The organism is Halorubrum shenae (assembly GCF_051194165.1).
Classification (GTDB): Archaea; Halobacteriota; Halobacteria; order Halobacteriales; family Haloferacaceae; genus Halorubrum.
This window is the reverse complement of record NZ_JBLZNI010000019.1, coordinates 1-14,035: the sequence shown is the minus strand read 5'-3', so window position 1 is coordinate 14,035 and position 14,035 is coordinate 1. Positions and strand designations below refer to the sequence as shown.

The 14,035-nt window shown below is 47.7% G+C and carries 11 protein-coding genes and 2 pseudogenes; 10 read left to right on the top strand and 3 right to left on the bottom strand.

Annotation, left to right across the window (positions count from 1 at the left end):
* Positions 1-12: 12 nt before the first annotated feature.
* From ACNS88_RS15410 to ACNS88_RS15385, 6 genes and pseudogenes are all read left to right on the top strand, one after another.
* Positions 13-594, top strand: coding sequence for an acyltransferase (locus ACNS88_RS15410; protein WP_435099442.1), 582 nt, complete (start codon positions 13-15; stop codon positions 592-594).
* Positions 594-1,676 carry a DegT/DnrJ/EryC1/StrS family aminotransferase gene (locus ACNS88_RS15405; protein WP_435099439.1) on the top strand — a complete coding sequence of 361 codons (1,083 nt, stop codon included), beginning with the start codon at positions 594-596 and terminating at the stop codon, positions 1,674-1,676. The genes ACNS88_RS15410 and ACNS88_RS15405 overlap by 1 nt, the downstream gene beginning before the upstream one ends.
* Positions 1,669-2,628 (top strand): Gfo/Idh/MocA family oxidoreductase, encoded by a 960-nt coding sequence (locus tag ACNS88_RS15400; protein WP_435099436.1) that lies wholly within the window; start codon positions 1,669-1,671, stop codon positions 2,626-2,628. Before ACNS88_RS15405 ends, ACNS88_RS15400 begins: the two co-directional genes overlap by 8 nt.
* 73 nt (positions 2,629-2,701) lie before the next feature.
* A complete protein-coding gene (locus ACNS88_RS15395; RefSeq protein WP_435099433.1) occupies positions 2,702-3,979 on the top strand; it encodes a nucleotide sugar dehydrogenase in 1,278 nt (425 codons plus the stop codon).
* A gap of 756 nt (positions 3,980-4,735) precedes the next feature.
* On the top strand, positions 4,736-5,878 hold the full coding sequence (locus tag ACNS88_RS15390) for a glycosyltransferase family 4 protein (protein ID WP_435099430.1): 1,143 nt from the start codon (positions 4,736-4,738) through the stop codon (positions 5,876-5,878).
* Between the two features lie 244 nt (positions 5,879-6,122).
* Positions 6,123-6,290: pseudogene (locus ACNS88_RS15385) on the top strand (IS5/IS1182 family transposase); the annotation flags it as partial.
* A 90-nt stretch (positions 6,291-6,380) separates the two neighbouring features.
* Here the strand turns inward: ACNS88_RS15385 and ACNS88_RS15380 are convergent.
* Positions 6,381-6,930, bottom strand: a pseudogene (locus ACNS88_RS15380) (ATP-binding cassette domain-containing protein); the annotation flags it as partial.
* Positions 6,931-7,144: 214 nt separating this feature from the next.
* Here ACNS88_RS15380 and ACNS88_RS15375 point away from each other — a divergent pair.
* Positions 7,145-7,330 (top strand): hypothetical protein, encoded by a 186-nt coding sequence (locus ACNS88_RS15375; protein WP_435099427.1) that lies wholly within the window; start codon positions 7,145-7,147, stop codon positions 7,328-7,330.
* Positions 7,331-7,476: 146 nt separating this feature from the next.
* Here the strand turns inward: ACNS88_RS15375 and ACNS88_RS15370 are convergent, their stop codons facing one another.
* Positions 7,477-8,874, bottom strand: a complete 1,398-nt coding sequence (locus ACNS88_RS15370) for a sulfatase-like hydrolase/transferase (RefSeq protein WP_435099424.1) — start codon at positions 8,872-8,874, stop codon at positions 7,477-7,479.
* Positions 8,875-8,958: 84 nt separating this feature from the next.
* Between ACNS88_RS15370 and ACNS88_RS15365 the strand changes: the two genes are divergently transcribed.
* The 3 genes from ACNS88_RS15365 (at position 8,959) to ACNS88_RS15355 (ending at position 12,952) form a co-directional block, all read left to right on the top strand.
* The gene (locus ACNS88_RS15365; RefSeq protein WP_435099421.1) at positions 8,959-10,233 is read left to right on the top strand and encodes a hypothetical protein; all 1,275 of its coding nucleotides are present in this window, start codon (positions 8,959-8,961) and stop codon (positions 10,231-10,233) included.
* A gap of 408 nt (positions 10,234-10,641) precedes the next feature.
* A complete protein-coding gene (locus ACNS88_RS15360) occupies positions 10,642-11,703 on the top strand; it encodes a glycosyltransferase family protein (RefSeq protein ID WP_435099418.1) in 1,062 nt (353 codons plus the stop codon).
* Between the two features lie 328 nt (positions 11,704-12,031).
* Positions 12,032-12,952, top strand: a complete 921-nt coding sequence (locus ACNS88_RS15355; RefSeq protein ID WP_435099415.1) for a motility associated factor glycosyltransferase family protein — start codon at positions 12,032-12,034, stop codon at positions 12,950-12,952.
* Between the two features lie 47 nt (positions 12,953-12,999).
* Here ACNS88_RS15355 and ACNS88_RS15350 read toward each other — a convergent pair whose 3' ends face one another.
* Positions 13,000-13,746, bottom strand: a complete 747-nt coding sequence (locus ACNS88_RS15350) for a 3-deoxy-manno-octulosonate cytidylyltransferase (protein ID WP_435099412.1) — start codon at positions 13,744-13,746, stop codon at positions 13,000-13,002.
* Positions 13,747-14,035 lie beyond the last annotated feature (289 nt).

Here is a 14,035-nt window from a genome sequence, read left to right as displayed (position 1 = left end):
TTCGAGTCATATATGACACGTTCAAACCACGGAAAAAATTGTGAGATCGATTCAGACGCGACAGTTGGATATACATACTCAAACAACACCTCCAAAGCTAAACTTGGCGATGACATAATCATTCGCGCAGGAAGCATTATATACGATGATGTATCTCTCGGAGATAGAACACAAACTGGACACAACGTACTAATTCGTGAAAATACACAGATTGGTGAGGATTGCATTATCGGGACAAACACAGTTATTGACGGTGATACTCGGGTCGGTAATAGAGTAAGCCTTCAAACTGGTGTCTACATCCCTTCGAAAACGACAATTGAAAATCAGGTATTTATCGGACCAAATGCGGTCCTAACGAACGATCCGTCACCAGTTCGTCAAAATACTAACTTAGAAGGTCCAACTATCAAGCAATCAGCGTCTATCGGGGCTAATTCCACGATCTTACCGGGTATCACAATAGGTGAGCGCTCTTTTGTGGCGGCTGGAGCCATCGTTACGAAAGATGTCCCTCCAGATACCCTTGCAATCGGTGCACCCGCGACATTCAAATCCCTCCCTGAAGAACTCAAAGGTGAGAACAACCTCTAATGATCTCGATTGCTGACCCTGAGATAAGCGAAGACGAATTTGATCGTGTGCAGGCGGTCCTAGAAAGCGGGATGCTTGCTGATGGACCTGAAGTACGCGCTTTCGAGGAGGAATTCGCCTCGTATTGCGATGTCGACTATGCAGTCGCGACTTCTAATGGGACAACGGCTCTCCATGCTGCAATGGAAGGTCTAGGACTCGGTTCAGGAGACACCGTAATTACGACACCATTTTCTTTTATTGCGAGCGCAAACGCGATAAGACTGTGTGGGGCAGAGCCGGTATTCGCAGATATAGATCCACAAACGTACCTCCTCGATCCGGATTCAGTTCGTGACATTCTGGCAGATCGCGACGACATCGATGCGATTCTCGCAGTACATCTGTACGGTCTTGCTGCGGATATGGATGAGCTAGCAGCGATCACAGAAGAAAACGATCTTCTATTAATCGAAGATGCGGCTCAAGCACATGGTGCGGAGTATCAAGGAACCCGTGTTGGATCTCTAGGGGATGTTGCCTGCTTCTCGTTTTATCCAACGAAAAACATGACCACCGGTGAAGGTGGTATGATCACGACGAACCGTGAGGGGGTAGCCGAGCGAGCAAAGAGGTTCATCAACCACGGTCGAACTGATAGCTATCAGCACGTGGAAGTCGGGCATAACTTCAGAATGACAAGCATCGCTGCTGCAATAGGGCGTGGCCAACTATTGCGACTCCCCGACCTTACCAAGAGTCGACGACAAAACGCGAGCAGAATCACGGATAGATTACAAGAAACCCCAGTGCAGGTTCCCTATGAGCCAGAAAACCGCAAGCACGTATATCACCAATACACAATACGAACTGAAGATCGAGATGGATTGAAAGAACACCTTTCGGATGCTGGTGTCGGTACCGGAATATACTATCCAAAATGCATCCACAGACAGCAAGCATACGCGGATATCGACACGAGAGCGCCAGAAGGCGAATCAGCCGCTGCCGAAGTACTCTCACTACCGGTACACCCGAATGTAACAGAGGCAGATATCGACATAATCACCAAGGCGGTACGAGATTTTTACAGTAATGACTGATTCACCCGTTCGAGTCGGTGTAATTGGTGTTGGAAGTATGGGTCAGCATCACGCTCGTGTCTATAGCGAACTCTCAGAGGCAGACCTGATCGGCATACACGATGTCGACCCTGCACGGGCTAAAGAGGTCGCGGAGCAGTACGACACCGACGTTTGGCCAATCGACAAACTGATCAGCAAGGTAGATGCGGTCTCAATTGTTGTCCCAACTGAGTATCACTACGACATCGCAAAAAAATGTCTAGAACGAGATGTAGCAGTGCTCTCAGAAAAGCCACTTGTAGCGGATCCAGAACGGGGCGAAGAACTCGTTGAGTTAGCGGCCGAGCGTGATCTACCACTTCAGGTCGGTCATATCGAACGGTTCAACCCGGCGGTTGAAACACTCGCAGAAATTGTTCCACAACTCGAGATCGTTGCGATCGAAGCCCGACGCTTGGGGCCAGATCCGGGGCGCGAGATCAAAGACTCGGTTGTCGCCGATCTGATGATCCACGATTTAGATGTAGTTCTGTCGCTCATCGATTCTGATATCGAATCCGTTCAGTCGATCGGGGCTGCAGAAGGTAGCTATGGGACATCGACAATTAGTTTTTCAGATGGAACTGTCGCTTCCTTGACCGCTAGCCGAAAGACACAACAGAAGATTCGTGAATTGACTGTGACAACAGAAGATCGACTGATCAAAGTTGATTACCTGGATCAGTCTGTCGAAATCCATCGCCAGTCCGCTCCCGAATATATCACCGATGATGGCGATATACGGTACCGTCACGAGAGTATTATCGAACGACCGGTCGTCGACAACGTGGAGCCCCTCAAAAATGAACTTCGGTCGTTTTTGGAAACCGTCAAAACCGGGGACGAGCCTGTTGTGACAGGAGCAGAGGGACTCGACGTTTTGCGGTGGATAAACAAGATAGACGAACAAGCATTCGGGGAGGACCAATAAATATATGAAAATATACAATAACGAATCAGTCCGACGAGGCGAAATATTACCCTCTGAGGGACTGTCCGTCACCGTGTACGGACTTGGGAAGATGGGTCTCCCCCTCGCAGCAGTGTATGCTGATGTGATAGGGAACGTGACAGGCGTAGATGTGGATCCGAACGTTGTGGAAACGATACAAGCGGGTCAATGCCATGTGGACCGCGAGCCAGGACTTTCCGATCTAGTCACTCAGATGGTTAGTATGGGGCGATTAGATGCTACAACCGACAGCGAGGGGGCCGCAAATGCGGCCGACATACACGTTATTATTGTGCCGACACTTGTCGACGAGACGAATACCCCGGATCTGTCGGTGATCGAGTCGGTCGTTTCAGACATCGCAGCTAGCATCGATCCGGGAGATATGGTAATCGTCGAATCGACGGTCCCGCCACGGACCTGCCGTGACGTTATCGAGCCGACGATCGCTGAACAGAGTGGTCTCAACCGATCCGATTTCGGTGTGGCGTTCTGTCCCGAGCGAACGTCTAGTGGCCGTGCAATCCAAGACATTAGAGGAGCGTATCCGAAAGTCGTCGGCGGAACAGATTCGGAGGCGACGCAGATCGCAGAGCTAGTGTACGATCAGATAAACCAGTCCGGTGTCATCCCCGTTAGCGGTGCGACGACGGCAGAGTCGGTGAAGGTGTTCGAGGGCGTGTATCGAGACGTGAACATCGCGCTGGCGAACGAACTCGGGAAGCTCGCGGACGAACTGGGGATCGACGTGCTGGAAGCGATAGAGGTCGCAAACACGCTTCCGATGTGCGATCTCCACATCCCGGGTGCTGGCGTCGGTGGACACTGTATACCTTACTACCCATACTTCCTAATTAACTCGTTTGAGGGACCAACACCCCTTATGCAGACTGCGAGAGAAGTCAACGATTCGATGCCGGCGTTTACTACTTCGAAGTTGATTGAAGGGCTTTCTGAGAAAGGAAAGCCCATTTCTGAGGCGACGGTCGTCGTGCTCGGGCTTACGTACCGGGGTGGCGTTGTCGAGATTCGACACGCACCGTCGATCCCAATCGTGGAGCAGCTTGTTACACAGGATGCAGAAGTGTTTGTCGTTGATCCGGTTCTTGAAGACTTCTCGGAATTTAACGGGGCAACGCGGATCGAGATGGGAGAAATTGAGGAGGTGAATCCAGATGCAGTCGTGTTGGTGACTGCTCACGAAGAATTTGAGGGAATCGATTGGTCTGGATTCGATACATCTCTCGTTATCGTAGACGGACGCCAGGCGTTGGATCTCGATGGAAGCAATCACTGGATCTATACCCTTGGCAAAGCGCAAGGCAGATAACATGAAGGTGGTGTCGGTCGTCGGAAGGTGTCAACTTAGCGTGAAGAGTGCGGCCGAGCAAGATTGAGTTGGTGACTCGAAGATGTTCGACCGCGTGGTTGCGAAAGCCCGCGATCAAGAAGTATTCTTGCGTGAGGATATACCAACGGAACAGCGCGTCGAAGCAGCGTTTTTGTATCACGCCGGCCTCTCGTATCGACGCGTTGAGCGGGTAGTTGGGCGCTCATACGAGGCCGTGCGCCAGTGATATCACCGCTTGGCGCACCTGTTTGAACCGGCTCCCGACTACCATTCGATTGTCACTATCGACAAGACCAAACTGAAGGGAGAAGAACCAAACTGAAGGGAGAAGAAACTAGGTCTACGTCTGGGCCGCAGTCAATGTGGAGACGTTCGAATTTATCCACATCAAGTACTCTATCGGTCGATTTGACCCGACGCCCTGCTATTCGTCAAACAAGTCCTCAAGCAGTGTCGCGGTAAACCAGTTGTTCTCGTGGAACGTGGTACCACTGGGCACTTAATGATCTCGATCTCTGTGAATCACACCGTGAAATGTGGGGGACGATCTCTGGTTGAAGTCTGGTTGATTTACTCAAATACCGAACCAGACTCTTCAATAGCTGGTTCCCCCACTATAGCTCCTGGAAATCAGTAGATCGCTGGGTCAAAGCTTTCCCAGCCCTCCACAATGCCATCATCTAACCTTGACACCCTTCGCGTCTGTTTAATAGGCTGGAGATAACCAACTCTGGTATGACCTCCATTTGTATCCTCACTTCCGCACATCCTCCGTTCGATCATCGAATCTTTCATAAACAGGCGAAAACGCTTGTCGATGCTGGATATGACGTGACGCTTATTGCTCACCACGATCGCGAAGAGACGCAGGATGGCGTTGAGATAGTTCCGATACAGCCATCCGGGACGACTATTGATCGGTTCTTGGACCTCTTCCGGATCTATCGTACTGCAAAAAACACTAACGCAGACGTATTCCATTTTCATGATCCAACGCTCCTTCCGTTCGGTGCTGCGTTATCGTTCCGGACCGACGCGAAAGTGATCTATGATGCTCATGAAGATTACTCCGAGTCGTTCAAGCAATACGCGATGACTCCAGATTGGGCCGTACCGCTCGTCGATCGCTTCTGGCCGACGTTCGAATCGACCCTGGCTAACCGACTCGATGGAGTCATTGGAGCGACTGAGTACATCGCAGATCTCTTTCGAGAGTGGGGGCATGAGAATGTAATTTCCGTCCATAATTTCCCCAATGTGGCACAGATGTATGAACAAGAAATCCCGATCGATCGCGAACACGATTACATCCTGATTTTCACCGGTGGCGTCAGCGAACATCGTGGCCTTACCTCAATGCTTGAGGTAACCGCACACCTCCAGAATGACGGATATGATGTGTGCTTGTGGTTGCTCGGTCCAGTCAATGTCGATGGAGGGAAAAATGAATTACAAAGCCGACTCAATCGTGAAGATTACGCCGACTATGTACGTGTGTTAGGCCCAGTGGACCATAGCAAGGTCTACAGTTATCAGCGGAAAGCAGATATTGGATTGGCATACATGCAGAAGGAGGCTGATGGGGAACGATACTACTGGCGCGGGCTTCCGACGAAAATGGTCGAGTACATGTACGCAGAGTTGCCGGTGGTTGCGACTGATACGATCGGTGTCCAAAATTATCTACCGGACGAATGTGGTATCAAGATTCCAGACCAGCAGATCGAAATTCAGGCGGATGCGATTAGTGAGCTCCTTGACTCTCCAGCGAAACGAACAGAGATGGGAAAAGCAGGACGCAAACACGTCGAGGAAACAATGTCTTGGAACGCTGAATCTGAGAAATTACTTGCGTTCTATCGAGAACTTCTCAACTGAGACTGACACGACGGTATTTTGTTGTAATGTATCTGGAGGCTTTCTTATCGAGCCTTACGGAAATTCATTCTCCGAAAACAGGATGCTTGAACTGTCTGCTTGATAATCGTCTATTTAGCCTAACCGACAGTAGCGACCGCACTCAAACCGGTGCCATTCCTTTGACTGGATTGCTCTGTTGAATCCGCAGAAGGCGGCGGTATAGCATCGCTCTGAAGGCGGAAGCGAAGCGGAAGAGTCGAATGTGACTAACCTACTCTTCCGCTTCGTTAAGCAAGCCGCGTCGCTAGCTCAAAAGAGCTGTGCCGCCAGTCCAACGGTGGTGAGTGATCCGACTGGCAACGGATTCCCCGGATGGAAGCATGTCACGCTCCACTTTTTGCGGGTTCATATGGACGCGACGTACCGCGAGTTCCGTGAGCTCGTGTTGACTGCCGCAGTCTACAACCTCGAACAGGCACTCAAACAGTGACCCCGACGCCGTCACCGGATTCAACAAAGCAGACTGGATGGAGTACAGCTCGGCATACTCGCCATCTGTATCGAGTAGCTCCCGCTGGGTGCCAGACTCGACAATCTCACCGGCGTCGACGGTGTGAATTCGGTCGGCGTTTTTTACCGTGGAGAGGCGGTGTGCGATGGCGATCATCCCGTAATCGCGGTCCATCGACTCGATCGATTGCTGGACCTGACGCTCGAGGTTCGAATCGAGGTCGCTGGTGGCCTCGTCGAGTATGAGGAAGTCGGTGCCTTTGAGGAGGGCTCTGGCGAGGGCGACACGCTGGCGCTGCCCGCCGGATGGTCGGACGCCATCGTCGCCTAACTGAAACTCATAGCCATTAGGGAGTTCGCCTAGGAACTCGTTGACCTTGGCGATCTCGCAGACTTCCTCGATCTTCTCGCGAGTCGCATCGCGATTCCCGATCGTGACGTTTGCTTCAAGGGTTCAGTTGAAAATGTATGGCTGCTGGCGAACCACGTCAATGCGTTCGCGCCACTGGTCGATTTCGTATTCCCTAATTGGGGGTCCCATCGGCACGGATCTCGCCCGCCTCGTGGTGTATGGAGGGCAACCTGTTGATTGCACGGTCCCTGCCTGGGAAACCGAGTGTTCACCTAGTTATTGTATTTGGACACGTCTATATAGATCAATGTATCGTCGTAGAGTTATTTAGATGTATTAGTATGTCTTAGAGTTATAGGGCGTATTGACGATTGGCCAGATTAGAAGGCGAAGATTAACACACAGTCCGTGTTACAATCGGTATGGGCGATGAGCCCGGTGTCGGTGACGATGACTCAGAAACGAAATCGGAAAACGTCACGATAAAAACACGGACGTTCGAAACGCTCCGGGAGGAATACCCACACGCGCTCGATGACGTCGAACGCGTCCGTATGGCGGTCCACGATGCGCTTGAGGAGACCACCGACGACGGAAAATCCGAGTAAGCCGGACCCGTAACCTGGCAGGGACGACGGGTCCCGAGAGTGGCTATGCCCGCAGAACGGTAAAAGATCCGGCTGTTCTTCGACTGCTTTCGCCCCACCAACACCGGAGCCGAAGGTTCGCACCCAAATCCGTTCAGTGAAGGCTGTTACAAATAACCCAGGTCTTTCAAGTCTTTTGCCACGTCCGGGTCCAGTTCCCCCATGCCAACTGTCTCTTTGTGTTCTTCAATTCCAACGTCAAATAACTCTTCAGCGGCCTCCGGAATCTCACATCCCGTCTCGATCAATTCCTGGCGACACGGTCGGTCAGAATCAATACGGAATTTTTTCACCTCGCCAAGTGAATCCCACTCGTATTTGACATCGCCCTCATAAAGTACTCTGATCATCCTATTCCAGTACTCGAATTCCTTTTCGTTACCCGGGAATTTGTCAAACTTGGTCGCCGGGCTCGCCATGCCCTCGTGTTCGGCGACAACTGGCCGGCCGGTGAGATCATCAATGTCAGACCGGCCTTTCGCAATGCGGACGATCAACTCTCTTAGATCGAGCTGTGAGAAAAAATCAGGCACATTCTCACGGAAGCCAGATGGAGGATTTACAATTTCAAGTGGTACATGCACAACGCCCTCACTCATCGAACTGCCGTGGCTAAAGAGGTAATTCTCATCCGCATGGCCTAAATTATGGCCGTGGTCAGCCGTGATGAGAATTGTTGTCTCTCGATCGGATGATTGACGAATATGATCGATGAGGGTGGAGACTCGTCGGTCGAGATAGTCGATTGAGGCACCATAGAGATCTCGATAGTTTTTCGTATACTTTTCATCAATTTCCGGGTTGTCTTCCATTTCCCAGACTTCAAATTCTTGATCTTCCCACGTCTCCGGCGCAGAGTAGAGATCTGGATCAAGATGCTTATTAACTCTGTAGGGGCTGTGGGCATCCACATAATTCATCACCAGACAGAATGGTTCTGGACCACGGTCAGTTTCTTTCTTTGTGATACGTGTTATCTCGGAGGCACCCGCATCCGGCCGCTTGGTGTACGGGAAATCCAACAACTTGTCTTCGAAAATACTCCAAAACCCTCTCTCGACGTTCTTTGCAAACGTGTACGGGCTACCAGACCTGAGTAATTCAGAGAGAAAACGTACGTATGAATTAATCCCATTTCCGAACTCAACGTTGTCCGAGACCCTCCGCCATCCAGTGCTTCGGTGAATATCGAAGAACTTGTCAAAAGAATATCTGGGCTGTAAAAGGTTGTGATAAGTTGTGCAAATACGGTGATAGTCCGATAAATCACCTAAAAAGGTATCCCCAGGGTCAACATTGTCGAACGACTGACTATTTGACTGAACACCATGTTTATGCAACAGTTCGCCCGTCAGAATACTTGCGTGGCTTGGTGTACTCCACGAACTTGTGACCTTGCACTGGTCAAAGGTGCAGTCAGATCGACTTTGTAGACGTGGAGCATACCTGTCAAAATAATTTTTATTGACAGTATCTAAGATAATCAGCGCAACATTCCGATCCATGGTCACTTTATTAATCGTAGGGTCATAATTGTAATGGTTGCCCCGTACCCGTGGTTTTATGTAAGTAGCTTTGAATCATTTGGTATGGTTGAGAGGCGAAAATTTCCATATCCCTATTCAGCCATGTTAGCGATCGCCAATGATATCGATGGATCTGATATTCAAAAGTTCGAGGAATTACATCGGTTTCTGAATACAGAATCAGACACTCCGATAGGGACGGGCGTCGGGTTGGATATTTCAGACTCGTTCTGGATGTATAACCTCGCAGATTATTCGATCAACGATGAGACCCAGTATCTTGGCCCGGACACGATTTCTTACTGGAAGGGGCATTCTTCCGATACCGTTCAGGATGCCGCTAAAATTAAGCGATATATTAATTGTGGTTGGATCGATTCGCTTCACTCATACGGTGATTTTTCTAGAGTTGGGGGATTCAACCGAGATCACGCCGAAAAAGCTATCCAAGAATTAAAAGAGGAAGATATCGAGATCACAACCTGGATTAACCACGGGGACTCATATAATTCGCAAAATTTCGAAGGAAGTAATTTATCACAATCCTGGGGAGGCGATCAAAGAGATACAGCGTCGTACCATACAGACATCACCCTTGAATACGGAATTAAGTATATCTGGATACGTCGGCGTGGAGAGAATAATATTGGTTGCGATACCGTTATCGAACCAGTCTCACTGTGGGATGGTCAACAGGTGTGGGGATTCAAGAGATATGTTGCAGACCAAGGAATTTCGGCGTTTATCCGATATAGACTTCGAAACCTGGTAGACATCTTAAAAAGGGCCGGGTTTATGTCGATTCCTATCGCCGATCGGAACACTGCCAAGCTTTGGCATCCAGAACGATTAGATGAGCAACTCTCGGTGGAAAACCTCAACGAGATCGTGAACAACGAGCAGTATTTGATTGTCGGGCAGCACCTCGGATGCCGGGACAGGTTGCTTCCAGAGTCCGCACGAAAATCACTCAAACGACTTCGGAAACGGCAAGACGATGGCAAGATATTAGTTGCGCGCACATCACGGCTTTTAGAATATAATCGTGTTTCACAATTCCTTGAATACGATATCACAACCGAAGGGGACCGATCCAATATTGAGATAGAGCGCATTCGTGACCCTCTATTGGGTGAACAAACCCCCTCCATCGAGCAGGTTCGTGGTGTTACGTTTTATACAGACAACCCTTCTAAGACAGACATTTATCTTGCTGGCGATCCGATTCCTGAATCCAACATTCAGCGCAATCCAACTGACGGTGAATCGTCTTCGATTGGCGTCCAGTGGTTTGAGCCAGACAAAGTAGATTATACAGTACCAGCGACGGAAAGGTAACCTGGAAAAAATATATTCCAATAGTATATTTTACAAGATTATGGGAGTTCCAACGATAGTGGAGACTTCAAAACAAGCATGAAATATTCGCACCGGGATGCGGGAAAACGGTGTTCATGCTATCGTGATAACCGCTGTACCCCATCAATTTGATTATCCAGTCGAACGTTGTCTAAACCGTTCATATGATACATTTCCACAGAAGCTAAATGCCTCGATTGTTAAAACCGTAGAATTTGCAAAAGTGTGCGGAAAATAAGAGGTTTTCAATTTCTGGTGTGGGCATTCATTTTCGCCCCAACGTCTTGACTACCGTACTCTAAAACGAACGTCAATACCATTGGATCCCTACAAACGCAACCACTTCGTGTTCGCAAGATATATTTATCTAATGACTTTATTCGTATTGTGGACAAACAAAGCGGCGTTGATTCTTCTACTACTGACCGCCCTGATCAAGGCCCTCTAGATAATTCTGTTCTTCATATCGGGAATACTGCTGGTGTAGCCTCAATAATCGCCGAGAAGCAGCGTGACCTTGGTATGGATAGTACGGTGGTGGTATTTAACGAAGAAACTTATGAATTTGGAGCCGATCATATCCTTCAGGTACGTCCAGAATCGAAATATCTTCCTATGTATCTCATCTACTCTATTGAGTTATTTAATAAGGTAAAATCTATACAGAATATGATTTCATCTTTTGATGTGATTCACTTTCACTATAGGAGTGTTATATCCGTCCCGATGTTTTTCATTCCATACGGTCTTGACCTTCCCCTATGGAAAGCTCAAGGAAAGCGTATCGTTATGCACTTCCACGGCTCTGACATTCGAGGAAAAGGCGTTCAACCACTTTATCAAAAATTTCCTGATCAAATTTTGGTGTCTACTCCAGATCTACTAGAGTGGGCTCCAGACTCTGCTACTTGGGTCCCTCGACCTATTGATGCAAGCGAATTCACACCACATTATCCGCAGCCAAATAACTCTGATCCAATCAAGATTGTCCATGCTCCGTCAAGTCGAGAAAAAAAGGGTACTAAACATGTCCAGCGTGCTGCTTCCAATCTCAAAAATCAAGGGTACGATATTAATTTACAACTGGTAGAAAACACTCCCCGCTCTGAGGCAATTGAGATATACAAAAAGGCAGATATAATCATCGACCAAATTGATACTGACCATGGTATGTATGGTATGTTCAGTATCGAGGCAATGGCTCTGGGAAAACCAGTTATTGCATCTCTTGGAGAATCTGCAAAAAAACACATTCCAGATAATCTTCCGATTGTTTCAGCGACATCGAAAAACCTGACTAAAACGATATCAAATATCATCGAAGAAAATTGTATATATGATCTCGGCCGTTTGGGCCGAATATATGTGGAGGAAACCCATGATGTACAAAAGGTGGTGGAAAAATACAATCGGTCATATATTACATCTAACATCCCGCCGCGTAATTGAACCAATTCATCGCAGTCTGAGAATTCGATGAACACAACGAAGACAACTTCTACTACGGGTATGGCCCCGTTTCTGTGGCCAACTACGCCAGCTATCTGACCGCTGGCGAAATCGTCTATCAGCGCAATCTGTATAATGAGGGAACGAGTATTGAGTGTCTCACCCAAGCGATGGACCTCATGGAGATCCACACTCTGCTTGTTGATGCGAGGGTACGACACGTTTATTGTACGTTTTTCTTGCTGATCGGGAACGGCCGATTTGTTCGTGAAGATACTATCCACCGCAAATGTTAAGATACCAAATTGCCAATTACTTCCATAAAACAATGCAGTTAGAAGAGTTGAAAAACAGATATGATGGTCGTGTTTTTTTGATTGGTAGTGGTCCAAGTATAAAACAGACTCCCCTCGAAATATTGAGGGATGAGTATACTTTAGCAGTTAATACTGTTCCCGATATATTCAATGAGACCGAATGGCGACCATCGTTTTATGTCTGTGTAGATGACAGGATAGACGAAAATCACTTCAAAGAAATTATGAACTTGGGGATTCCAAGATTTTTCCCAAAAAAATTCAAAAATATGTTCACCTCAGTTACTTCTAGTACATACCCTGGCGACTCATTCTTTTTTAACCATTCTGGGATTCGCGAGTCAGGTAATTTAGATGTATCCACATACAATGTAAATTATGATTCTATATGTAGTTATCAAGATGTATGGTCACGTGATATCACAAATGTTGTTCTCGGTTACAATACCGTAATGTACGAGTCTGTACAAATCCTTACTTATTTGGGGTTTGATGAATTATGTTTTGTGGGAACTGACCTCTACGATGTTTTTGACGAGTACCTGATTTTCTCAGAAGCTTCGGATCCATCGTTGTATGAACTACAGTATAACTCGTGGTTAAAAAATGGATTGGAGTTTATCAAAAATGCTAACCGCCCTTTTAAATCATTTTGTAATGCTTTAGCTTACAAATTAGCAATTGCTGAACCATTTAAAATATACCCAAGGCTATCCAACTACGCTGGTCGTTTTAACAAAAATAATTATTTTTCTGGAGAATATTCTGTTGACAAAATAATGACTCCTAACCAAAATAAGAGGCATATTGCTGCTCACGAGTTGATGAAGTGGGTCTCAAACGAACTTAACTTCGATATCTATAATGCAACCGTGGGTGGAAATTTAGAAGTCTACCCTAGGGTAAATCTTCAAGATGTGCTCAATAACTGAGGGGTTAATTAAATAAGAAAACTAGACTTTGTGAGATGATTTAATATCTAATACGATCCAAATAACTCATCATCCTTCATTAGCTGGTTGACCCGCTCGTGATCTTCTTTTGTATCGACTGCATGTACCTCTCGCTCTGTTTCGACCATTTTGACATCGTAGCCGTGTTCAAGGAGACGAAGCATATCTATCGATTCAGCAAGCACTAGTGGAGTTTCCTCTAACTCGACGTAGTTCAGCAAAAAATCGCGCCGGAACGGCATAATACAAACCTGATTATAGACATTGAACTCCTCAAAAGTTACGTCTCTTAGGTTTGGGATCGGCTCACGAGAAAAGAAAAGGGCATTCCAGTCACGATCGACAACAACTTTGACAGTATTCGGGTCTCGGAAGATCTGTTCATCCTCAATTTCTTTCGCCAAGTTCACACAACCGATAGACTCGTCCTCTAAGAGGGGTTCAACGGCGTCATCGATCATGTCTGGATAAACGAGAGGTTCGTCTCCTTGAACCACGATTACAATCTCGCCGTCAGTCGACCCGGCACCTTCCGCGACTCGACTAACTGGTCTAGTATGACTTCCAGTCATAATTACGTTTCCACCGAACGATTCGACTTCTTTTTTAATCTCTTTGTCTGGGGTTGCGACGTACGTTGCGTCAACTCGATCACTAAGCTCGGTTCGGCGATAAACGTGTTCTACCATCGTCATCCCTTGAATATCACAGAGTGGTTTTCCAGGATATCGGGTTGAGCCCATGCGAGCGGGAATAATCGCGTCGACTTGCATATTGTGGACTATCTTCTCCCTGGTAATATAGCTTCGGAAGGGATTCCGACTGCGGTAGTTGTGCCGGCATTTACTTACCGTTGTCCGATGCGAATTACATTATGACCGGTGGACTTCGCATTTCTGACTACGAGCTGTTCCGCGTTCCCCCTCGCTGGGTATTTTCGAAGCTAGAGACGACTAACGGCCTTACTGGATGGGGCGAGCCTATTATCGTTACTTCTCGAACGAGTCGAGAGAGTGCTGTCTGAACACCACTAAATAGTCACTTTCTGTATGATTTGGCGGT